The organism is Halobium salinum (assembly GCF_026586625.1).
Lineage (GTDB): Archaea > Halobacteriota > Halobacteria > Halobacteriales > Haloferacaceae > Halobium > Halobium salinum.
In genome coordinates this window covers 341,696-363,242 of sequence record NZ_JAODIW010000006.1, presented here as the reverse complement: position 1 = coordinate 363,242, position 21,547 = coordinate 341,696, and the positions used below count along the sequence as shown (strand labels likewise).

Genomic DNA, 21,547 nt, shown 5'->3' with positions numbered 1-21,547 from the left:
ACATGACAAAGCGTCACGTCTCCTTGCCGCCGGACGCCGAGGCCGGGCTCCAAGCCTTCCTCGACGAGGTGGACGAGCGACTCTCGTCCGAGGAGGACACCTGCGCGGTCGTACAGGACACGCTCGTCGACCTCTTCGGCGACCGCGACGCCTACGAGCGCTGGCAGGCCGGCGACCCCGTCTCCCCCGCCGCCCGCGTCCGCCTGCAGGGGTACGACCCCTGCAACGCGACCCTCGAATCCGAGTACTACGCCGAGAAGGACGAGGAGCGCTTCAAGCGCTCGAAGCATCTCCAGTGGCTGTGGCGACAGTTCGACGCGACGCCGATGGCCGACAACATCTCCTTCGCGCTGCGCTTCCGGCAGATGCTGGCGAACCACCTGTTCGAGGAGGCCGGCGACGACCTCCGCATCTTCAAGGGCGTCACCTTCTCGTACGGGCACAACATCTCCGTCGGCGACAACACGGTCATCCACGACGACGTACACCTCGACGACCGCGGGAAGCTGACGGTCGGGAACCGCGTCTCCCTCTCGGACGGTGCCCACGTCTACAGTCACGACCACGACCTCGTCGACCAGACCGAGGTGCTGAACTACCACACCCGCATCGAGGACGACGCCCGCGTCACCTTCGACGCCATGGTCCGCGCCGGCTGTGTCGTCGGCGAGAATAGCGTCGTCGGCGCCCGCTCGGTGGTCCAAGGGGACGTACCAGCCCACCACGTCGTCGTCGGCTCCCCCGCACGGAGCGTGAAGGTGAAGCCGGGCCACGAGGACGACGCCGAACCGGTCGGGGACGGGAAGCTGACCAACCGCGCGGACGAGCGCGAGATTCCCTACGAACTACCCGACGACCTCGACCGCTTCGACGAGTTCGGTCGCCGGATGGACGGCCCGACCACCCCCCACCGCGAACGGTAGGACCGGCCAGCACCCGACACGCGTCCCGACCGGACCGGGCCGGACGGGACGTCGTTTCCTCCCTGACTGACCTGTTAGCCACACAAGCAACACACCGAAGTGAGGTGCCAACGTATCGCACGGTATGGAGGTCTGGACCGTCGTCTTCGGGGTCGTCCTCGGGTTGGTGCTCCTACAGGTGGCCGTCTACCGCTACCTGGGCGCCGGGAGGGAGCCCCTCGTCGACCGCGAGCCGTCCGCCCGCAGTTCGGCCGGCGACGAGGACCCTCGCTTCCGGGAGGGCCACGACCCGGTCGACACGTCGACCGCGGGGTTGGCGGGCGTCGTCGAGCGACCGTCGGCGGCCGGTCCCCGGCACTGCCCGCACTGCGGCGTGGAGAACGAACCGGAGCCGGGGTTCACGTTCTGCTGGAACTGCGCCGGGCGGCTAGCCTGAGACGGCACTCGAAGGAACGAGACGGGGAAGCGGTGAGACCGAGGTCTCAGACCGACGCGGCGAGCAGACCGCTCGTCCGGACGAAAAAGTAGACGACGAACGCGCCGGCGAGTGCGAGGTGGCCGAGGCGGAGCTCGTCGGCGCGACCGGCGAACACCTTGACGATGGGGTAGGAGACGATGCCGGCGGCGATGCCGTACGCGATGGAGAACGTGAAGGGCATCACGAGGATGGTCATGCCGGCCGGGACGGCGTAGGTGATGTCGTCCCACGCGATGTCGACGACGTTGCCGAGCATCACGACGCCGATGACGACGAGCGCGATGTGTGAGGCGTACAGCGGGACCGCGGTCGCGAGCGGGACGAGCGCGAGCGAGAGCAGGAAGAGCACGCCGACGGTGAGGGCGGTGAGTCCGGTGCGTCCGCCCTCCTCGACGCCGGCGGCGGACTCGATGTACGTCGTCACCGTCGAGGTGCCGAGCATCCCCCCGACCGTGGTACCGACGGCGTCCGCCATCAGCGGCCTGTCGATGTCCGGGAGGTCGCCGTCCTCGTCGAGGAAGTCGCCGGCCTGGCCGACGCCGACGAGCGTGCCGGCGGTGTCGAAGAAGTCGACGAAGAAGAACGTGAACACGACGAGCGCGAAGGCGAGCCCGTCGACGTCCGAGAGGCCCGAGAGGAACGCCCCCGCGAGCGGGGTGATGTCGTAGGTCGCGGCGGCGGTCGCGGCGCCGGTGAGTCCGGCGTCAGCGGAGACGACGCCGAGCGCCGTCAGACCGTAGCCGACGACCGTCGTAGCCGCGATGCCGAGCACGATGGACCCGCGGATACCGCGGGCGTACAGCGCGAAGGTGAGGAAGAGGCCGACCACCGAGAGCGCGGCCACGGGGTCGGAGGCGACCGGTCCGAGGGTGACGAGCGTCGCCGGGTCGTCGACGACGAGGTTCATCTCCTGCAAACCGATGATGGTGAGAAAGAGGCCGATACCGGTGCCGACGGCGAACTTCACCGGTTCGGGAAACAGCCGGATGACGTACTCGCGGGCGCCGACGGCGGTGAGGGCGACGAAGAGTATCCCCTCGACGACGACGGCGGCGAGGGCGGTCTGCCACGGGATGCCGAGCGCGCCGACGACGGTGAACGCGAAGAAGGCGTTCAGGCCGAGGCCGGGCGCCTGCGCGAACGGCCGGTTGGCGTAGAACGCCATGACGAGGGTGGCGACCGCGGCCGCGAGGATGGTGACGACCGCGAGCATCGACACCACCTGGCCGTGGCTGAAGCCGGAGACGACGATGCCCGGCTTCTCGCCGGGGATACCGGCCATGATGGACGGGTTGACGATGACGATGTAGGACATCGTCAGGAACGTCGTCAGCCCCGCCAGCACCTCGGTCGTGACGGTCGTATCGTGCGCTTCGAGGTCGAAGTAGTCGGCGAGGCGTCCCCCCGACTGCCCGCTGGTCTCCGTGCTCGTATCGGTGCCCATTACGCGTGAGTGAGCATATTCGTGCTACTCCTCATAAGCGTTCGGAAACGGGGCCGATAGAGTATGCACGAACACGTACAACCTTAGCGAATCGGGCGGCGGGGACTCGTCTACTCGAACGTCGACAGCGCACCGACCGGGGCGTCCACGAGCGTCTCGGCGCGGTCGATACCCTCGTCGCCGACGGCGATGAGTGCGAACACGCCCGTCACCGACGCGTCGGCCTGGAGGGCGATGTCGAGCAGCAGTTCCTGAGTCTCGCCCGACCGGATGAGGTCGTCGACGACGAGCACGCGCTGACCGGAGGAGAGCGCGCTGGCGGGGAGGTAGTAGGTGAGTTCGATGCCGGAGGCGAGGCGCTGGCGGGACTCGATGAACTCCTCGACGGCGGTCTCCTTGGACTTCTTCGCGTAGGCGAGGCGTGCGTCGAAGTAGGAGGCCATCGCCGCGCCGAGTGTGATGCCGTCGGTGGCCGCCGTCAGCACCACGTCGGGGCGTTCGAAGCCGAAGGCGTTGGCGGCGACGGGGGCGACGAGGTCGAGAAAGGACTGGTCGAAGACGACCGCGGAGTTGTCGACGTACCCCTCCTCGTCGAAGGCGACGCGGGCTTCGAGTTCGTCGGAGAGCGCGTCGCGCCCGACGCCGTCGACGACCTCGTGGGCGCGTTCGACGCCCGGGAGGACGTGCCCGTTCACGTACCGGTTGAGGTCGCCCGCCGGCAGGCCGGTGAGGTCGGCGAGTTCGTCGTACGTCCGCGTCTCCTTCAGCATCCGCAGGACGGCGACCGCCTGCAACTGGAGGGCCGCCTTCTCGGCTCGGTTCATGCCCGCATACTCACTATCGCACGAGTATGAACACTCCGGTATCGAGGTCGCGAAAGAATGTGCACGGTCGTGGGAGTCGGTACCGCGGGTGCCGGGCGGGTCGGTGCCCACTTCAACGGTCCGCGAGCAGGTCAGACGCCGTCAGCAGCGAGTCGAGTTCCACGTCGTGGTCGGCGAGCAGGTCGCTCGCCCCCTCCTCGCGGTCGACGACGACGAGCACGCGGTTCACCTCGGCGCCGGCCTCGCGCAGGGCTTCGACGGCGTCGACGGCCGACTGGCCGGTCGTCGCGATGTCCTCCAGGACGAGCACCTCCTCGCCGTCGTCGAGGCGGCCCTCGATGCGCTTGGCCGTGCCGTACTCCTTCGCCTGCTTCCGGGCGATGACGTAGGGAAGGTCGGTCTCGACGCTCGTGACGGCCACGAGGGGGACGGCGCCGAGTGCGACGCCCGCGAGTTTCGTCGCCCCCAGCGACTCGACGCGCTCGGCGAACGCCTCCGCGATGAGTCGGAGACACTGGGGGTCGGTCTCGAAGAGGTACTTGTCGACGTAGTAGTCGCTGGTGCCGCCGTGTGAGAGTTCGAACTCGCCGAACTGGACCGCGTCAGCGTCGCGAAGCGCCGCGACGAGTTCCGCGTACTCCCCGGCGTTCTCGGTGGCCTCGACGTCCCCGGTGTCGTCGGTCGTCATGCGAGCGACTCTGACGGCCCTCGGCAAAACAGTCCCGGATGCGTCGCGTTCTTCAGTGGGCTCGGACCGCCGCGACGAGGTCGCGGACGGCCGGGTCGCGCACGTCGTCCGCACTCGCGAACTTCACGTGGCGCATGTGCTTGCCGGTCCCCGTCAGGAGCCCCTCGGGGTCGGCGCCGTCGAGCGAGGCCCCGTCGTAGAAGCCGAGGTCGACGTGGTCGGTGTAGTACGCGATGTAGAAGCGGTCCTCGCCGTCGACGGCGTAGGAGGGGTGGTTCCACTTCGTCGTCTCGACGGCGTCGGGGTGGCAGTCGAAGACGAGGTCGCGAATCGCCAGGACGGTCTCGCGGTGTTTCGCCGGCACGGTCTGGAAGTACGAGGTCGCGTGCGACATCGAGGGGAGAGACGCCGTCAGCGGGCATATCCTTGTACGGTGGCGGGTGACAGCAGTCGGCAGGGAGGCGGTGGTCGTAGGCTGTGGCGGTGGCAGGGCGCTCGCGGTGCGGTGACGGGTGCGGAGGCGTTCGCAGTCCCCGGGTCGCGCCGCGAGCGAGGCCGAAGGCCGAGCGAGCGGGTCGTTTTTTGGTCCAGCTTTTTTGCCGGGGGTTGAGGCGGTCGAAGGCCGCCGATTCCCCCGGGGAAAAAGGTGGGTGTGCCTTACCAGGGCTCCTCCTTCAGCCCCACGAGGTAGGCGCCGGCGTTGGTGACGACGTGGAGCACGGGCGTCATCAGGAGCACGACCGCCATCACCGGACCCTCGAACTGTTCCTTTCGCCACGTGGGGGCGAGGAGAGCGAGCAGGGAGAGCGAGCCCGCGACGAAGTCCAGTTGGTCGAGGCCGGGGAAGGAGGCGCCGCGCTCCCGCCCGGTGCGGCGCTTGAGGAAGGAGGCGCCCACGTCGCCGAGCATCGCGCCGAAGGCGAGGGCGAACGCCGCCCGAAGGGAGAACTCTGGGAGGTCGACGCCGAGTCGGTCGCCGGCGGCGGGGCGGAGCCGGTTGAGCACGAGCGCGAGGCAGACGCCGGCGAGCGTCCCCGCGGCGGTGCCGCGCCAGGTCTTCCCGTCGCCGAGCACGCGGCGGCCGCCGAGCGAGCGACCGCCGTCGATGGGGCTCCCGCCGGTCTTCCCGGCGAGCACCGCGACGTTGTTCGGCACGTACGCTGGCAACATCGTCCAGAACGCCTTGACCACGAGAGCACGGAGCATACGCGGTCCGTCGGGCGGCTGGCATTTAACCGGAGGCGGTTCGTGGTGGGGGGGTTCGTGGCGGGGCCGGTCGTGACGAAATGGACCGGGGCGGGACGGGCCGAAACGGGGTGTGAGCCGACGGCGACCGAGCAGGAGCGATGGCCCCGACGAATCATTCGCGGGAACCGATAAGGAACAATGAAGGTGGGGCCGTCGGAAACGTCGACAATGATTCCGCCCATCGCCAGCCGGTTCGTCGCCGGGGAGACGCCGCCGGAGGCGCTCGACCACGCCCGCCGGGTGAACGAGGACGGCGTGAAGGTCATCCTGAATCTGCTCGGAGAGCACTACGACGAGCGTCCGCCCGCCGACGCCGACACCGCGACGTACCTCCAGCTCGTGCGCGACATCGAGGGGTCGGGACTCGACGCCTGCATCTCGGTGAAACCCTCGCAGATCGGCCTCGACGTGGGTGAGGGCGCCTTCGAGGAGAACTACCGCCGAATCGTGAAGGAAGCCGACGACCACGGCGTGTTCGTCTGGTGTGACATGGAGGACCACGAGACGACCGACGCGACCCTCGACGCCTTCGAGGCCTGCGCCGAGGAGTTCGAAGGCGACGTCGGCCTGTGCGTGCAGGCGAACCTCCACCGCACCCGGGAGGACTTAGAACGCCTCGCCGACGTGCCGGGGAAGGTCCGGCTCGTGAAGGGCGCCTACGACGAGCCGAAGTCGATATCGTACAAGGACAAGGCCGAGGTGAACGAGGCCTACCGGGAGGACCTCGAGTTCATGTTCGCCCGGTTCGACGACGGCGAGGTCGCCGTCGGCAGTCACGACCCGGCGATGATAGACTACGCGAAGGAGCTCCACGAGGAGTACGGCACCGGCTACGAGGTGCAGATGCTGATGGGCGTACGCGAGGACGCCCAGCGCGACCTCGTCGCGGAAGGGGTCGATGTGTGGCAGTACGCGCCGTACGGGCCGAAGTGGGCCTCCTACTTCTACCGGCGGGTGCGCGAGCGCAAGGAGAACCTGCTGTTCGCGGCGCGGGCCGTCTTGGGCCGGTAGGCGCGGGTCGCCCGCGGTCGCCGGCAGCGTTCGGTTTCGAGCGGCGAAAGCGGAGCGGGTGGTCGTTCACACCGACAGGAAGGCCTATTACAGTCCCCCCTCGCATACCGGACAGAGAATGTCCTCGTGGAAGCGCGACGTCGCCAGCGGGTTGGTCGTTCTGCTGCCGCTTCTCGTCATCGCCTTCGTCGTCAGCTGGGTCTACCAGAAGCTCGCGACGTTCCCGCTCATCGAGCGAATCACCTTCAGGAACGTCGACTTCCCCGTGTGGTTCGTCGAGGCCGGCGGCGAGCAGGTGCTGAAGGTGATTCTCGCGCTCGTCGTCTTCTTCATGCTCACCCTCGCGGTCGGCTACCTGATGCGCACCACGGTCGGCCGACTCGGCGAGGACGTACTCGACCGCGTCGTCAACTTCGTCCCCGGCCTCCGCGTCGTCTACAACGCCTCCAAACTCGCCGTCGAGACCGCTCTCACCGGCACCGACGAACTGCAGGCCCCCGTCCGCATCGAACTCCTCCCCGGCCTCCGGATGACCGCGTTCAAGACCGGCAAACGCACCGACGACGGCCGCGACATCGTCTTCATGCCGACCGCACCGAACATCACCACCGGGTTCGTCATCGAGGCCGACCCCGAGCGAATCGAGGAGACCGACGAGAAGGTCGAGGAGGCGCTGACGCGTATCCTCTCGGCCGGCTTCGGCGACGCCGACGAGGGCGTCGACATCGACGTCACCGACGAGGGCATCGAGGACCTCGGCCGGGTCCGGTAGCTCCGTCCCTCGTCCCCCGTCTTCGTCGCCCGTCCAGCCGACCCGCTGCTTGTCATTACAGCCACAACCTTTTCACCCGAACTAGAGTTATCGAAAGCAACCCCCCAAATGCCACTTCACGAATCACGCGCCGACGCCGAGGCGACCGAGGTGACCGTGGTCCGTCCGATGAACGCCCACGGCGGAATGACGCTCGAAGACGCCTCGGGCGCACAGTACCACGTCGTCGAGTACCGGACGACCGGCCTCCGGAAGACGCTCCGGTCGCTCCCGGTGGGGGCGACGCTCCCCGTCGACCTCGTGGCGGTCGGCTCGCGCGGGAACGCGTGGCGGGCGGTCGCGATGGGCGAGGACTGAGTCACTGCATCTCGGGCCTGAATCGCCGACGAAAAGAGCGATCAGCGCGTCGGGCGGCGCGTTCGACGGCGACTCAGACGTACGTGAACCACTCGTCGTGGTCGTCGGTACGGCGCTCGACGAGGTCGAAGAACGCCTGTTGGAGCTCCTCGGTGACCGGGCCGCGTCCGCCGTCGCCGATGACGACGTTGTCCACCTTCCGGATGGGCGTGACCTCGGCCGCCGAGCCGGTGAAGAACAGTTCGTCGGCGGTGTTGAGTTCGCCGCGACTGATGGAGGCCGTGTCGTTCACCTCGTAGCCGCGCTCCTCGGCGAGTCCGATGACCGTGTTGCGCGTGATGCCGTCGAGGATGCTCTCGCTCAGCCCGGGCGTGTAGATGGTCCCGTCGCGCACGAGGAAGATGTTCTCGCCGGGGCCCTCCGCGACGTTCCCCTCCTTGTTGAGGACGATGGCCTCGCGGAACCCGTTTCGGCGGGCCTCCTCCCCCGCGAGCAGGGAGTTGACGTACAGCCCGGTCGTCTTCGCGTTCGTCGGAATCTGGCTGGAGGCGTGCTTGCGCCACGAGGAGACCATCACCTCGATGCCGTTCTCCAGGGCGTCCTCGCCGAGGTAGGCACCCCACGGCCACGCGGCGATAGCCACGTCGGTCGGACAGTCGCCCGGGCTGACGCCGAGGGTATCGTACCCGTAGTAGGCGATCGGCCGGATGTAACAGGAGGCGAGGTCCTGCCGGCGGAGCAGTTCGAGCGTCGCCTCGGTGAGCTCTTCGGGTTCGAACGGAATCTCCATGTCGTAGGGCTTGCAGGACTGGTAGAACCGTTCGAGATGCTCCTCCCACCGGAAGATGGCGGGGCCCTCCTCGGTGTCGTAACAGCGGACGCCCTCGAAGACGCCCGTCCCGTAGTGGAGTCCGTGTGTGAGGACGTGAATCTGTGCGTCCTCCCAGTCGACGAACTCACCGTCCATCCAAATCGTGTCGACGTCCATCTCGTCGAATCCCATGGGCGGGGGGAAGCGGGGCACCGTGATAAAATCATGAGAAACGACCGGGCGGCGGTCGGCCGGCGGCGACACCGGAGGGGTCCCGCCTCAGCGCGAGCGAAGTTCCACGTCCCCGTTGCCCGTCGTCGCCGTCAGGACCGGCCCGCCGGTGCCGGGTCGACCCGACGCCGAGCGGCGCTCGTCGACCCGGTCGGTCGCGTCGAGGTCGACGACGCGGACCCGACCGACGCCGGACTCCGCGCGGTAGTCCGCCGACAGGTCGGGGTCGAGTCGGAGGACGACGTTCCCGTTCCCGGAGTCGAACGCGACGTCCCGGCGGAGCGAGGCCAGTTCGACGTCGACGTCGCCGTTCGCCGTCCGCGCGCCGTCGACGCCGCGACAGCCGGTCGCCTCGACGTTCCCGTTGGCCGACTCGAGCGTGACGTAGCCGTCCACGTCGCGGACGCGGGCGTTCCCGTTCTGCGTGACGGCCCGGAGGTCGCCGACGACGCCCTCGACGTCGACGTCGCCGTTCCGAGTCTCCAACAGCGCGACGGGGAGGTCCTCGGAAACTCGGAGGTCGAGGTCGACGGTCGCGCGCTGCTGGGTCCCGCGACTCGTGTCCGTCGTCCGAACCGCGAGCACGCCGTCCGTGACCGCGGCGTCGACCCTCGCCCGACCGAGCGCCGCGTCGTCCGTCGCTCGCTTGGTGACGGTGAGGTCGACGCCGTCGCCGTCCCACGAGGTGACGCCGATGGCGCCGTTCAGGTTGTGGACCGAGAGCGACGAGGCACCGTCCAGCGGGAGAGTTCGCCCCTCGGACGAGGAGCGGGTGACCGCGCCGAGGGAGAGACAGCCGGCGAGCCCGACGGCGAGACCGGTCGCGCCGAGCGCGAGGAGGCGACGGCGGGAGGCGTCGGAGACGGGGGTGTCCGGTTCGGCGAAACTACGTATCATCGGGGATCGAACGGCGGCCGCAGAGATGAACGTGTCGAGCGACGGACAGACGTGCGAGACGGTGGCTCGGTCGCGAGCAGGGCCGACCCCCGAGCGGAGTCGCGGCGGTTGCAAGTGTGGACAGTCTTTATTGAGGACCGTTCCACTCGTGTTGGCGCGAGACAAATGACACACCCCAGCACACCGAGGTCGGTTCGAGCGTCGTCGCGGCCGGACGAACACGGGAGTCCGGGCGGACGGAGTGAGCCGAGCGGACGAGGGAGAGAGAGCGCACGTGGCGAGGAGGTTCGGCAGGCACGTGGCGACGAGGTTCGGCAGTGACCCTCTCACGCGGGGACCTGCCGCCGGAACACCGAGAGGCGTTCACCGACGACCAACTCGCGGCGCTCGCGGCGCTGCTCGACCGGCCGGAAGCGGATGCCGGCACCGGAGGAAACGAAAGTGACGGAGGCGGAGACCGTCCCGAGCGAGGCGAGCGGACGGACGGGCGAGTCGATGCCGCGACGACGCTCACCCGACGCGGGACGCTCGCGGGCGGGGCGGCGGTGCTCGCGGGCGGCCTGCTCGGGAGCGACGCGACCGGGCGGGCGAGCGCCGCCGGGGACCCCGACGCCGAGGACGTCGGGTCGCCGGACGAACCCGTCGACGTGTTCGCCGAGGAAGTGCACGCGAACCGACTGCACAACGGCCTGCCGGCGACGGCGACGACGGGTGCGGCACAGCCCCGCGGGTACAGCCAGTACCAGGATTGGTCGGTCGCGTCGAAGACCCCGCTTCTGAGCGCCGCCGACCTGTCGTGGACGACCCGGGACGTGTACTGGCCGTGGGTGCTGAAGGCGGACGAGGTGCTGTCGAACCCGCTCGACACGTACTACCTCTACTTCTCGGAGGACCACACGAGCGGCGGAGTCGGCCTCGCCACGTTCTCGGAACCGGGCGGCCCCGTCACCGACCGCGGGAAGGTGTTCGACGCCCACGCCGGACAGGACGAGACGCCGGCGGTCGTCTGGGACGACCGGGCGGGCGAACTGAAGATGACCTACCACTCGACCGACCTCGGGACGTTCCAGTCGACGGGGGTCGCCACCTCGACGGACGGCGTGAACTGGACCGACGAGGGGCTGTTGCTCGACGCGCCGGCCGAGTATCCGGGGAACTCACACACCGGCTACTTCCGGCCGTTCCGCCACGGCGAGCGCTGGGTCGGCTACCACCTGATGGGCGGCGGCGACTACCCGCGATTCGCCTACTCGACGAGCACCGACTTCCAAAACTGGCACACCTCGGCGCCGCTCGTGAACGACGTGGAGACGCTCGGCGGCGACGACCGGCGCATCGAGTGGAACGCCACCAACGTCGTCGCCTACAACGGGACCTACTACTGGGTCGGCGTCGTGAGCCCCCAGACCTCCGGCGCCGACGGCGGCGGCAAGGAGGTGTACGCCGCCCCGTTTCTCTCCCCCCGGCGCATCGCCCCGCCGACGCGAGTGTTCGGCGAGACCGAAACCTGGGAGTCGGGCGGCGTGTACAACCCGTACTGGTTCGTCCACGAGTCGACCGCGTACGTCGCCTACACCACGAACGGCGGGCTCGCGCTCGCGGAACTCGACGGGGGTGTGTACTGATGTGGGACCGGCCGTCGCCGCGAATCGAGAAGACCCTCCACACCGGGTTCATGACCGGGACGCCCGACTGGCTTCGGGGGTACGGCGGCGTCACCCTCGACGAGAACCTCCGGAAGGCGCAACTGGAGATTCAGGCGCCGAACACCGCCGGCGGCGTCGAGTTCGCGACCGAGGACGGGGCGAGCCCGCGGTGGCTGTACACCTCGTACTTCGCGGAGCTCCGCCTCGGCTGTACGTTCAGCCACGACCTGACCGGCCGCAACAAGTTCAACCTCACCTTCTCGGACGCGGTCGGGCCGACGGTGTCGGACGACTGGGTCGTCGCCGGCGAGGACGCCCGCTCGGTCGGAAACCACCTCATGTTCGGACGGAACGGCTCCCAGACCGACCGCCGAATCGAATACGGCTGGGTCACGGCCGACGGACGGGTTCGGTGTGAACTCCGCATCCGCCCGGGAGACGGCGAGGCGACGTTCCTCCTCGGCGACGCCGACCAGCCCGTCCTCCACGTCGCCGACGCCGACTTCGGGACGAGCGACTTCGTCCCGAAGCTCCAGGTGGAGACGGACAACGAGGGGACCACCCAGAGCGTGTGGCTCGACGAGGTGTGGCTGACTGCGGTGCCGTTGTAGCCTCGTCGACCGCACGGTTCGAGTCGCCCGCCCCGACCCGGCCTGCCTGGCCGCACGCTTTTGTCCGACTACGGTGAAGCGCACACCATGGCAATCGACGCCGCGACGACCGTCGCCGTCACCGGCGGTAACGGGACGCTCGGGAGCGCCGTCCTCGCACACCTCGCCGAAGCCGGGTACCGGACGGTCAACCTGAGCCGCGGGAGTCGCCGCGAAGAGACCGCCGACGCCTACCGGCGGGTGGACCTCCTCGACGCCGGGCAGGTGTACGCCGCGCTCGCCGAGAGCGACGCCGACGCGGTCGTCCACCTCGGGTCGGTTCCCACCCCGACCGAGGACCCCGGCCACGTCGTCTTCGAGAGCAACGTCGTGTCGGCCTACCACGTTCTGGAGGCGGCGGGGGCGCTCGGCCTCGAATCGGCCACCCTCGCGTCCAGCATGAGCGCCCTCGGAGCGGGATTCGAGGAGAAACCCGTCGAGGTCGACGCCCTCCCGGTCGACGAGTCCCACCGGCTCAGCCCGTCGAACCCCTACGGCCTCGGCAAGCAGACCGTCGAGGTCGTCGCCGACGGGTTCGCGCGCCGCGAGAGCGCCCCCGGAAAAATCGCCTCGCTTCGCTTCCCGTGGGTGACGAGCGACGCCGACTGCCGGGAGACGTTCGTCGAGGCCGACCGCTCGCTCGACGGGCTACGCGAGTCGACGCACCACCACACCGCCCACAACACGCTGTTCGCGTACGTCCACGTCGACGACGCGGTCCGGTTGGTTCGACGCTGTGTCGAGGCCGACTTCGCGGGCCACGAACGGTTCTGGCTCTCCGCGCCCGACACGAGCGTCGAGGCCGAGAGCGAGCGCGTCGTCGCCGAGGAGTACCCGGCGGCGACGCTCCGGCGGGAGTTGGAGGGGTACGAGGCGCTGGTCGACACCGCGAAGGCGGAGGAACTGCTGGGGTGGGAGGCGAAGAAGAGCTGGCGGGACCTGCGATAGGGGGAGTCAGCGGAGCGAGGAGAGCAGGGCGGCGCCCTCGACGTAGGCGAACCCGTTGCGGCGGGCGTAGTCGCGGGCGGCGGTCGTCGGCAGGGCGCCGCCGGTCTCGTCGTCGAGCATCTCACAGACGACGACCGCGGGCGGGAGGTCGGCCTCGTCGGCGAGCGCGATGCCCAACTCCGTGTGGCCCTGGCGGTCGTCGAGCAGGCCCGGCGCGGCCCGGAGCAGGTGGACGTGACCGGGCGCGCGGAACTCGGCGGCGAAGTCGTCCGCGTCGTAGTCGGTCTCGACGGCGGCGTCTGCGGCCGCCGCGAGCGACGAGATGGTGAGCGCGCGGTCGTCGTCGGTGACTCCGGTGAACGTCTCGCGGTGGTTCACCGTGAGCGAGAACGACGAGCGGTCGTCGTAGGACACGTCCTGATTCGCCGCCGCCGGGTGGTCGAACGCCTCGTGGAGGAAGGGGAGGGAGAACGCCTCCGCGACCGCGTCGGAGAGCGCGGCACAGACGAGTCCCCCGGCGTCGTTGCGCATGCGGGCCACGGCCGCGGCGTCGACGGCGCCGGCGGGGTAGACGAGGTCGGTCTCCCCTTCGCGGTCGTCGAAGTCGTGAATCAGCACGGGCTCGCCGGCGCGAAACGCCGCGACCGCCCGGGCGACCGCGTCGTCCGCCTCGTCCGCGTACTCGTGTTCCGCCGTCGACGACGCCGACTCGCCCTCGGCGTCGGCCGGGGTCGCCCCCGCCGCGCCCTCCACGTCACCCGTCATTCGGCGTCCTCCACCCGGACGACGACGGCGTCACCGTCGTCCAGGCCGAGTTCGTCCCGGAGCTTCGCCGGGGCGATGACCTCGAGTTGGGTCTCGTCGTGGTGGGTGCGCTCGGGGACGATGATGTGCGCCGGGGCGGCGATTTCGTCCCCGTCCGCGTTCCCGTCCACGTCCGTGTCCTCGACCCCGTCTCCGCCCGTCGCCTCGTCGTCGGCGCGGCGCACCGTCGCCTCGTAGCACGAGGCGGGGCCGAACGTCCGTTCTTCGTCCTCCCAACCGTCGATGGGGACCGGGTCGAGCGAGCTCACCGCGGCGCGGGCGCGCACGCTCTCCTCGTCGAGGTCGACGTTCAGCGTGCCCGGGAACGGCTCGTAGCCGAGTCGCTCGCGGAACTGCTCCATGTACCCCGGCAGCGAGATGTAGTGGCGACCCTCGCCCATCCCGCCGGTGACCGTCCCGCGGAGGGAGACGCTCGCGGCCGACTCGAACAGCCGACGATACTGCTCGTACTCCTCGCGGAGACGGCTCTTGCCGGCGGGCGTGAGCTCGACCCACTGCCCGTCGCTGACCACGTCGCGGTCGACGAGCCCGGCGGCTTCGAGCCGCTGGAGTCTCCGGGAGGCGGTCTGGGTGGAGGCGTCGAGGCGGGAGGCGAGACCGGAACAGGAGACCTTCACGGGCCCGGTCAGACCCCCGTCGAGGGCGACGTGCTTCAGCGCGGCGACCTCGTCGGGTCCGACGGCGGTCGCTGCTGCCGTTTCTGCCATGACTCAGGCTTGGGAGGCGCTCGGGATAAGCGTGACGGAAGTGGAATGCGTCTCAGAATCGTTACGGGGTTGTCCGGCGGACCTTCCCGCGTCGACCGACGCTACGGAGCGCCCCGGCCTAAGCGCGTCGGTCCCGACGAGTCACTCCGGAGCGGTGGCTACGCGACTCGGGAAGCGAGCGGGGACGGGGCCGTCGCTCGTGGGGGTGTAGTTCGGAGGGGTATGGGAGGGAGGGAGGGAACTGACCGCTATCCTGGAAACGTCCGTCCGAGGGGACGGACGTCGCCGGAATGCACGGCACGCGAATGAGTCGGTGCCGTGTATGGGACCAGGGGGCCGTTCTGCATAGCTCTGATTCCAACACGATTTGGTTTCCAGAGATTCTGATACGTCTCGCTCGTGGACCAGGCGTATCCCGAGCGGACCGCCGACGCGGCCGAGCGAGACGTGGCCCTCGCGACCGCAGGTAGCAACCCATTTACCCGCCGCTCGTGAAGCCGGGCACATGTTCAGGGAGTTCCGCCGCGAGGTCGAGGACGCGCTCACGGCCGCCCTCACCTCGATGGACCTGCCGACCGACGACCTCGGCGTGGAGGAGCCGCCCGAGGACGTGCCGGCCGTCCTCGCCTCGAGCGTCGCCTTCCGGCTCGCCGGCGAACTGGGGCAGGCACCGCCACAGGTCGCCGCGCGGGTCGCCGACGAAATCGACGGGTCGGGCTACGAGTACGTCGGCGACGTGGGCACCCAGGGACCGTACGTCAACTTCGAAGTGAGCGACGCCTACTACGCCGCCACGCTCGACGGGAGCGGCGACGAGTCGTGGGGCCGCCTCGAGGACCGAGGAACGAGCGTCGTCGTCGAGCACACCAGCGCGAACCCGACCGGCCCGGTTCACGTGGGGCGTGCGCGTAACCCCATCATCGGCGACGCCATCGCGAACAGCCTCGACTTCGCCGGCTACGACGTGACGCGGGAGTACTACGTCAACGACGCCGGCCGCCAGATGGCGCTGTTCACGTGGGCGTACGAACGCTTCGACGAGGAGGACCTCCCCGTGCCCGAGCGCGACCGCGCCGACTACGAGTTTGTGCGCTACTACCGCAAGGGGAACGCGTGGCTCGACGACGCCGACGAGGAGGAAGCCGAGGCCGCCGAGGCCGAAATCGAGGCCATCATCCGCGGACTGGAGACCGGCGACGACGAAACCTACGAGCGCGTGAGCCACGTCGTCGACAGCGTGCTCGCCGGGATGCGCGAGTCGCTCGGGCGCCTCCCCGCGGAGTTCGACCGGTTCGTGAAGGAGACGCAGTTCCTCCGGGACGGGAGTTCGGACGCGCTCGTCGACCGCCTCCGCGAGAGCCAGTACGCAGAGCGCGACGAGGGCGCGTGGGTGCTCGACTTGGAGGAGTGGGGTATCGAGAAGTCGTTCGTCTTCCTGCGCTCCGATGGAACGACCCTCTACACGACCCGCGACCTCGCCCACCACGAGTGGAAGTTCGAGCGCTTCGACGAAGCCATCACCGTGCTCGGGGAGGACCAGAAGCTCCACGCCGACCAGCTCGAAGCGGCCCTCGAGATTCTCGGCAACGACATCGACCAGCTCACCTCGACGTTCTACTCGTGGGTGAACCTCCCCGAGGGCGGGATGAGCACCCGTGAGGGCACCGGCGTCGACCTCGACGACCTGCTCGACGAGGCTATCGACCGCGCCCGCGACGAGGTCGAGAAGCGCCTCGACAGCCGGATTCGCGACGACGAACTCGACGACGACGACGTCGAGCGCATCGCCCACCAGGTCGGCATCGGCGCCGTCCGCTACGACATCGTCTCGAAACAGCCCACGAAGGGAATCACCTTCGAGTGGGAGCGCGCCCTCGACTTCGAGGCCCAGAGCGCTCCGTACGTCCAGTACGTCCACGCGCGCGCCTGCGGCATCCTCGACGAGGCCGACTCGGAGGGGTTGACGGTCGACCCGACGGCCGCCGACCCGGCCGTCCTCGACCACCCCGCGGAGCGAGAACTGCTTCGCACTATCGCCCGGTTCCCCGCGGTCGTCGAGACCGCCGCGGAGGACCTCGAACCCCACACCGTCGCGACGTACGTCCGCGAGTTCGCCGAGGCGTTCAACGCCTTCTACCGCGAGTGCCAGGTGCTCGGCGCCGAGAGAGAGGAGGTCCGCACCGCCCGACTCGCGCTCGTCGTCGCCGCCCGCAACACGGTCGCCAACGCGCTGGCCGTGCTCGGCATCGCGGCGCCGACCTCGATGTAGCTCGACGCGAGGCGGACGGAGTCACGCAGGAATCGCCGAGAGAGACGGCGAGTGGGCGCCCCATCCTCTCGCTCGGTGGGCGACTCGCTTCTCGCTCGTCATGCGCGGCTGTGTCCACGGCGCCGAGCCGAGCGCGACACCGACTGCGGCACCGAGCCGATACGTGGACTGCGCCGAGGCCGCCGAGGCGGAGCCGGTGGCGCGACCGTGCGTCCCACCCGGTCAGATGAGGGTACCGCCGACCGCGTACACCGCCGCGGCGCCCAGACCGAGCGCGAGCAACAGGAAGACGACGATCCACCAGAACGAGGGCGAGTCACTTTCGGCCATAGCCATGTCACGCCTCCCGTGGGCGGGATAAAAGAGCTTCCCGTTTCAGCCGAGGAGCCGACCGAGGAACCCGCGGTCGCCGTCCGCCTTCTCGCTCTCGGCGTCCTCCTCCGCCTCGTCCTCCGCCACGCGCGCTTCGGCCTCGATACGCTCTGCCTCCTCGACGAGCGCCGTCTCGGTCACCGTGGAGGCGGGGTCGGCCGCCTCGGTCGTTTCGGGGGCGTCGGCCTCCGCGTCGGGGACGAGTACGCCGTCCGTATCGCTCGACGACCCGGATTCGTCGGATTCGCTCGACCCGCCCGGTTCACCGGACTCGGTCTCGGCTGCGGTCTCCGACGCCTCCGCGTCCGCCTCGGCGTCGACGCGCTCGATACGCTCGATATCGCCCGTGGCCGCGGCGAGGACACTCGTGGCCGTCGTCGACTGTTCGCGTGGGGCGGGTGCGTCCTCGGTGCCCGCATCGTCCCCACTGTCGTCCGCTTCGTCGGTCTCGTCGGTCTCGTCGACCTCGTCGGCCTCGTTCGCTGGTGTCTCCTCGACCGTCGTCGCCGGTTCGTCGCCGGCGAGCGCGTCCCCACCCGCGAGGTCGCCGTCCGCGAGGTCGGTGGCGAGTTCGCGGTACGCACTCGCGGCCGGGCCGTCGGGGTCGTAGACGGTGAGCGGTTCGCCGCGCCCGGCGGCCGTCGAGACGGCCGGGTCCTCCGGGACGGTGACGAGACGGTCGGCGGCGACGCGGTCGGCCGCCGCCTCGGCGGCCGGGTCGTCGTCGCTTCGGGTCAGCACGAGTCCTCGCACGTCGCCGTCGAGGCGCTCTGTCACCTCGCGGGTCTTCTCCGTGTCGCCGATGGCCGTGGCGTCGGTCGTCGACACCAGCAGGACCTCGTCGGCCAGTCCGAGCGGGAGCACCGAATCGTGGCTGAGGCCGCCGCCGGTGTCGATGACGACGTCGTCGTAGTCGACGAACTCGCCGAGCACTTCCCGGAGTCGCGCCGGGTCCGCGTCGGCGAACGCCGCGAGGTCGGTCTCGCCCGGGACGACCGAGAGGCCGTGTGGCCCCTCGTGTGCCGCCTCGGCGGGCGTCGCCCGACCCGCGAGCACGTCGTGCAGCGTCGGTTCCCCCTCGACGCCGAGGACGCCCGCGAGGTTCGCCATGCCCAAGTCTGCGTCCACGACGGCGACCCGCCGGCCCCCCGCGGCGAGCGTCGCCGCGAGGTTCGCCGCCGTGGCCGTCTTCCCCACCCCTCCTTTCGCGCTTGCGACCGCGTACACCCGAGCCATGAATTCGTCTGGGACCTACCACGAACATTATATAAAAGTAGTTTTCGCCGCGTGACACGAGCGGCCGAGAAATCGTCAGACGTTCGGCTGTCGCGTGACCGACGCCGTCGGGACGGGTCCGACCGGTCGACGGTGCCGTCGGCCCCGGACGCCGACCGCCGTGCGCGTGGGCCGCACCAGTCAAAGGTTACTTAGCCGCGCACCGGGCTAGTACCCCCAATGGCTACTGACGCGGAGGAGGCGAACGAGGACCGCCGGAAGTACGAGTTCCGGAAGGTCATCGAGGAGCTCAAGGACTTCGAAGGCTCCGGTACTCAGCTCGTCACCATCTACATCCCCGAGGACAAGCAGATTTCCGACGTGGTCGCCCACGTCACCCAGGAGCACAGCGAGGCGGCCAACATCAAGTCCAAACAGACCCGGACGAACGTACAGGACGCCCTCACCAGTATCAAGGACCGTCTGCGCTACTACGACACGTTCCCGCCGGAGAACGGCATCGTCATCTTCTCCGGCGCAGTCGACGCCGGCGGCGGCCAGACCGACATGGTCACGCGAACCCTCGAGTCGCCGCCCCAGCCGGTCGAGTCCTTCCGCTATCACTGCGACTCGAACTTCCTCACCGACCCGCTGGAGCACATGCTCGCCGACAAGGGGCTGTTCGGCCTCGTCGTCCTCGACCGGCGCGAGGCGAACGTCGGCTGGCTCCGGGGCAAGCGCGTCGAACCCGTCAAGAGCGCCTCCTCGCTCGTCCCCGGGAAACAGCGCAAAGGTGGCCAGTCCGCCCAGCGTTTCGCCCGCCTCCGGCTCGAAGCCATCGACAACTTCTATCAGGAGGTCGCCGGGATGGCGAACGACCTGTTCGTTCCCGACCGCCACGAACTCGACGGCGTGCTCGTCGGCGGCCCCTCCCCGACGAAAGACGAGTTCCTCGACGGCGACTACCTCCACCACGAACTTCGCGACAAGGTCATCGGGAAGTTCGACGTCTCCTACACCGACGAGTCGGGCCTCTACGACCTGGTCGACGCCGCCGAGGACGCCCTGGCCGACCAGGAGATTATGCAGGACAAGTCCCAGATGGAGGAGTTCTTCGAGAAACTCCACACCGGGGAGGAGGCCACCTACGGGTTCGACGCCACCCGGCGCAACCTCATCATGGGCTCCGTCGACCGCCTGCTGCTCTCCGAGGACCTGCGCTCGGACGTCGTCGTCTACGACTGCCCGAACGACCACGAGGAGTTCGAAGTCGTCGACCGTCGCCACTCCACACCGAGCCACGAGTGTTCGGAGTGCGGGGAAGAAGCCGAGGTGCAAGAGCGCGAGGACGTCATCGAGCACCTGATGGGCATCGCCGAACAGCGCGGCACCGAGACCAAGTTCATCTCGACGGACTTCGAGAAGGGCGAACAGCTCCTCGACGCCTTCGGCGGTATCGCCGGGATTCTGCGTTACTCCACGGGCGTATAGAACCGGTACCTCCACCTTCTTTCGCCGGGGGGAATCGGCCGGCGAAGCCGGCCTCGACCCCCGGCAGAAAACCTGGACGAAAGAAGGCCGCTCGCGGTGTGAATCGGAACGATACAGTAACCGCCACCGCGACAACTCCGCATCCGCCACCGCCGCGACACCGCTCCCGCGACCGCCTCGCTACTCCATCAACTGCTCCAACTGCGGCCGTCGCCGGTCGATGTCGAAGTGCGGCTCTATCGTCGGCGACGACGCCAGTCGGTCGAGCGTCAAGAAGGGGTCGGCGCCGGCCTGCTCGGCTTCGTCGGCGAGTTCGGAGATGTCGGCCCGGTTCAGCGCCAGCGAGTCGAGTTTCCCGAGCAGGAGCGCGGTGGCGACGCCGCCGCGGCCCGAGGGGAACGAGTCGTCGACGGCCGAGAAGTCGGGGTCGGCGCCGGCGGCCTCACCCTCGGCGGCTTCGACCCGGAGGCAGGTCGCACAGATGGTCGCCGACCCGGTCTCGTCCGGCGCGTACTTCCGGAAGTCTTCGGGAACCGCGAACGCGACGAGGTCGCCGTCGCAGTGTGGACAGTCCATGACCGACCGTCGTGCGGCCGGGAGGAAAGCTCCGTCGTCGTGGCGTCGCGGCCCTTCGACGGACTGGCCACCAGAGTGAACGGCGTACTCCGCGAAGCGCCGGCTATGACCGACCAGCCGAGCGTCCGACCGGCCGAAGCCGAGGACGGCGAGCGCATCAGGGAGGTCGCGGAGAGCTCGATGACCAGCTCCTACGCGATGAGTCCGGCGGAGATAGAGGCGCTCGTCGAGACGGAGTTCGGCGAGGACGCCCGCCGAGCCGCCCGCGAAGACGACGACCGCTTCCTGCTCGTCGCCGAGGTCGACGACGTGCTCGGCGGGGTCGTCGCCGGCTCGCTCGCCGACGGCGAGGTGCGCTGGCTCCACGTCGACCCCGAACGCCGGGGGCTCGGCGTCGGCTCCGCCCTGTTCGAGGCGGCACGCGACGAACTCGCCGAGGTCGACGCCGAGGTGAAGGCCGTCGCCGTCGCCGACAACACCTCCGCCGGCGACTTCTTCGAGCGTTGCGGCTTCGGGAAGCGCGAGGAACGGACGGTTACCCTCGGCGACCGGGAGACGGTGGAGTACGTCTTCGTCGAGGGGGCGAGCGAAGAGGAGACGGGAGGCGACGGCTCACCGACCGAAGACGACGGTACCCCCGACTCGGCACCCCAGACCGCCGGCGGCATGGACGAGTCGACCGGGGACGACACCGAGCCGACGTTCCCCGAGACGACGACCGTCGACGGGGAGGAGCTATCCCTCGGGGACGACCACCTCCAGGGAACCGAGGCGGCGTTCGCGCCGACCTACACCGACGCCGACCGCGAGGAGCGCTTCGGCTTCTACTGCGGGAACTGCGGCTCGACGGACGTGAGCGCCGACAGCATGGAGCGTCTCGAGTGTGAGAACTGCGGGAACGTCCACAAACCCGACGACGACTACGACGGGTCGTACCTGTAGAGACGAGAGATAGAGCGGGTCGCGGTGCGGTACGGGACGGTCATGGCGGAGGAGTCCGGTGTCGTACCGAAGCCATCCAGTACGTCGCACCGCGAGCGACCGAAGGGAGCGAGCGGCCGTTTTTGTCGCCAGAAACCTCCGGTTTCTGGCTGGATAGCCAGAACGCGGCGCGTTCTGGCGATGGTCGAGCTTTTTGAGGAGTGGCGGCCGAAGGCCACCCGA

At 69.3% G+C, this 21,547-nt stretch carries 22 protein-coding genes; 11 read left to right on the top strand and 11 right to left on the bottom strand.

Going from position 1 to position 21,547, the window contains the following annotated elements; all coding sequences use genetic code 11:
* Positions 1–2 precede the first annotated feature (2 nt).
* Positions 3–923, top strand: a complete 921-nt coding sequence (locus N5095_RS05205) for an acyltransferase (RefSeq protein ID WP_267621676.1) — start codon at positions 3–5, stop codon at positions 921–923.
* 124 nt (positions 924–1,047) lie between these two features.
* Positions 1,048–1,359, top strand: a complete 312-nt coding sequence (locus N5095_RS05200) for a DUF7577 domain-containing protein (protein ID WP_267621675.1) — start codon at positions 1,048–1,050, stop codon at positions 1,357–1,359.
* Positions 1,360–1,405: 46 nt separating this feature from the next.
* Here the strand turns inward: N5095_RS05200 and N5095_RS05195 are convergent, their stop codons facing one another.
* The 5 genes from N5095_RS05195 to N5095_RS05175 all read right to left on the bottom strand — a co-directional run bounded on the left by N5095_RS05195 (position 1,406) and on the right by N5095_RS05175 (position 5,563).
* On the bottom strand, positions 1,406–2,845 hold the full coding sequence (locus tag N5095_RS05195) for an NCS2 family permease (protein WP_267621673.1): 1,440 nt from the start codon (positions 2,843–2,845) through the stop codon (positions 1,406–1,408).
* A gap of 110 nt (positions 2,846–2,955) precedes the next feature.
* Positions 2,956–3,669 carry a phosphoribosyltransferase family protein gene (locus N5095_RS05190; protein WP_267621672.1) on the bottom strand — a complete coding sequence of 238 codons (714 nt, stop codon included), beginning with the start codon at positions 3,667–3,669 and terminating at the stop codon, positions 2,956–2,958.
* A gap of 112 nt (positions 3,670–3,781) precedes the next feature.
* A complete protein-coding gene (gene pyrE, locus N5095_RS05185) occupies positions 3,782–4,357 on the bottom strand; it encodes an orotate phosphoribosyltransferase (RefSeq protein ID WP_267621671.1) in 576 nt (191 codons plus the stop codon).
* Between the two features lie 52 nt (positions 4,358–4,409).
* Positions 4,410–4,751 carry a DUF1801 domain-containing protein gene (locus tag N5095_RS05180; RefSeq protein ID WP_267621670.1) on the bottom strand — a complete coding sequence of 114 codons (342 nt, stop codon included), beginning with the start codon at positions 4,749–4,751 and terminating at the stop codon, positions 4,410–4,412.
* A 263-nt stretch (positions 4,752–5,014) separates the two neighbouring features.
* A complete protein-coding gene (locus N5095_RS05175) occupies positions 5,015–5,563 on the bottom strand; it encodes a CDP-2,3-bis-(O-geranylgeranyl)-sn-glycerol synthase (protein ID WP_267621669.1) in 549 nt (182 codons plus the stop codon).
* A 210-nt stretch (positions 5,564–5,773) separates the two neighbouring features.
* On the opposite strand from N5095_RS05175, the gene N5095_RS05170 reads away from it, so the two are divergent.
* From N5095_RS05170 to N5095_RS05160, 3 genes are all read left to right on the top strand, one after another.
* Complete coding sequence (locus N5095_RS05170) at positions 5,774–6,616, top strand: proline dehydrogenase family protein (RefSeq protein WP_267621668.1); 843 nt, start codon at positions 5,774–5,776, stop codon at positions 6,614–6,616.
* Between the two features lie 118 nt (positions 6,617–6,734).
* Positions 6,735–7,388 (top strand): DUF502 domain-containing protein, encoded by a 654-nt coding sequence (locus tag N5095_RS05165; RefSeq protein ID WP_267621667.1) that lies wholly within the window; start codon positions 6,735–6,737, stop codon positions 7,386–7,388.
* A gap of 108 nt (positions 7,389–7,496) precedes the next feature.
* Positions 7,497–7,745 carry a DUF7999 family protein gene (locus N5095_RS05160; protein WP_267621666.1) on the top strand — a complete coding sequence of 83 codons (249 nt, stop codon included), beginning with the start codon at positions 7,497–7,499 and terminating at the stop codon, positions 7,743–7,745.
* Positions 7,746–7,818: 73 nt separating this feature from the next.
* Here N5095_RS05160 and N5095_RS05155 read toward each other — a convergent pair whose 3' ends face one another.
* Together N5095_RS05155 and N5095_RS05150 are read right to left on the bottom strand one after the other, a co-directional pair.
* Complete coding sequence (locus tag N5095_RS05155) at positions 7,819–8,748, bottom strand: branched-chain amino acid transaminase (RefSeq protein ID WP_267621665.1); 930 nt, start codon at positions 8,746–8,748, stop codon at positions 7,819–7,821.
* 87 nt (positions 8,749–8,835) lie between these two features.
* Positions 8,836–9,684 carry a DUF4097 family beta strand repeat-containing protein gene (locus N5095_RS05150; RefSeq protein WP_267621664.1) on the bottom strand — a complete coding sequence of 283 codons (849 nt, stop codon included), beginning with the start codon at positions 9,682–9,684 and terminating at the stop codon, positions 8,836–8,838.
* Positions 9,685–10,001: 317 nt separating this feature from the next.
* On the opposite strand from N5095_RS05150, the gene N5095_RS05145 reads away from it, so the two are divergent.
* The 3 genes from N5095_RS05145 to N5095_RS05135 all read left to right on the top strand — a co-directional run bounded on the left by N5095_RS05145 (position 10,002) and on the right by N5095_RS05135 (position 12,928).
* Positions 10,002–11,309 carry a glycoside hydrolase family 32 protein gene (locus N5095_RS05145; protein WP_267621663.1) on the top strand — a complete coding sequence of 436 codons (1,308 nt, stop codon included), beginning with the start codon at positions 10,002–10,004 and terminating at the stop codon, positions 11,307–11,309.
* Positions 11,309–11,941 (top strand): hypothetical protein, encoded by a 633-nt coding sequence (locus N5095_RS05140; protein ID WP_267621662.1) that lies wholly within the window; start codon positions 11,309–11,311, stop codon positions 11,939–11,941. The genes N5095_RS05145 and N5095_RS05140 overlap by 1 nt, the downstream gene beginning before the upstream one ends.
* A gap of 87 nt (positions 11,942–12,028) precedes the next feature.
* Positions 12,029–12,928 carry an NAD-dependent epimerase/dehydratase family protein gene (locus tag N5095_RS05135; protein ID WP_267621661.1) on the top strand — a complete coding sequence of 300 codons (900 nt, stop codon included), beginning with the start codon at positions 12,029–12,031 and terminating at the stop codon, positions 12,926–12,928.
* A 6-nt stretch (positions 12,929–12,934) separates the two neighbouring features.
* On the opposite strand, the gene ribB is transcribed toward N5095_RS05135, so the two are convergent.
* Positions 12,935–13,693 carry a 3,4-dihydroxy-2-butanone-4-phosphate synthase gene (gene ribB / locus N5095_RS05130; RefSeq protein WP_267621660.1) on the bottom strand — a complete coding sequence of 253 codons (759 nt, stop codon included), beginning with the start codon at positions 13,691–13,693 and terminating at the stop codon, positions 12,935–12,937.
* Positions 13,690–14,460 carry a CTP-dependent riboflavin kinase gene (locus N5095_RS05125; protein ID WP_267621659.1) on the bottom strand — a complete coding sequence of 257 codons (771 nt, stop codon included), beginning with the start codon at positions 14,458–14,460 and terminating at the stop codon, positions 13,690–13,692. Before N5095_RS05125 ends, ribB begins: the two co-directional genes overlap by 4 nt.
* Positions 14,461–14,965: 505 nt before the next feature.
* Between N5095_RS05125 and argS the strand changes: the two genes are divergently transcribed.
* Positions 14,966–16,729 (top strand): arginine--tRNA ligase, encoded by a 1,764-nt coding sequence (gene argS / locus N5095_RS05120; RefSeq protein WP_267621658.1) that lies wholly within the window; start codon positions 14,966–14,968, stop codon positions 16,727–16,729.
* 375 nt (positions 16,730–17,104) lie between these two features.
* Here argS and N5095_RS05115 read toward each other — a convergent pair whose 3' ends face one another.
* Positions 17,105–18,337, bottom strand: coding sequence for a nucleotide-binding protein (locus N5095_RS05115; protein WP_267621657.1), 1,233 nt, complete (start codon positions 18,335–18,337; stop codon positions 17,105–17,107).
* Between the two features lie 219 nt (positions 18,338–18,556).
* On the opposite strand from N5095_RS05115, the gene prf1 reads away from it, so the two are divergent.
* A complete protein-coding gene (prf1, locus tag N5095_RS05110; protein ID WP_267621656.1) occupies positions 18,557–19,807 on the top strand; it encodes a peptide chain release factor aRF-1 in 1,251 nt (416 codons plus the stop codon).
* 180 nt (positions 19,808–19,987) lie between these two features.
* Here prf1 and N5095_RS05105 read toward each other — a convergent pair whose 3' ends face one another.
* Positions 19,988–20,383 carry a DUF6276 family protein gene (locus N5095_RS05105; RefSeq protein ID WP_267621655.1) on the bottom strand — a complete coding sequence of 132 codons (396 nt, stop codon included), beginning with the start codon at positions 20,381–20,383 and terminating at the stop codon, positions 19,988–19,990.
* 105 nt (positions 20,384–20,488) lie between these two features.
* On the opposite strand from N5095_RS05105, the gene N5095_RS05100 reads away from it, so the two are divergent.
* Positions 20,489–21,325, top strand: a complete 837-nt coding sequence (locus N5095_RS05100; RefSeq protein WP_267621654.1) for a GNAT family N-acetyltransferase — start codon at positions 20,489–20,491, stop codon at positions 21,323–21,325.
* Positions 21,326–21,547: the final 222 nt, after the last annotated feature.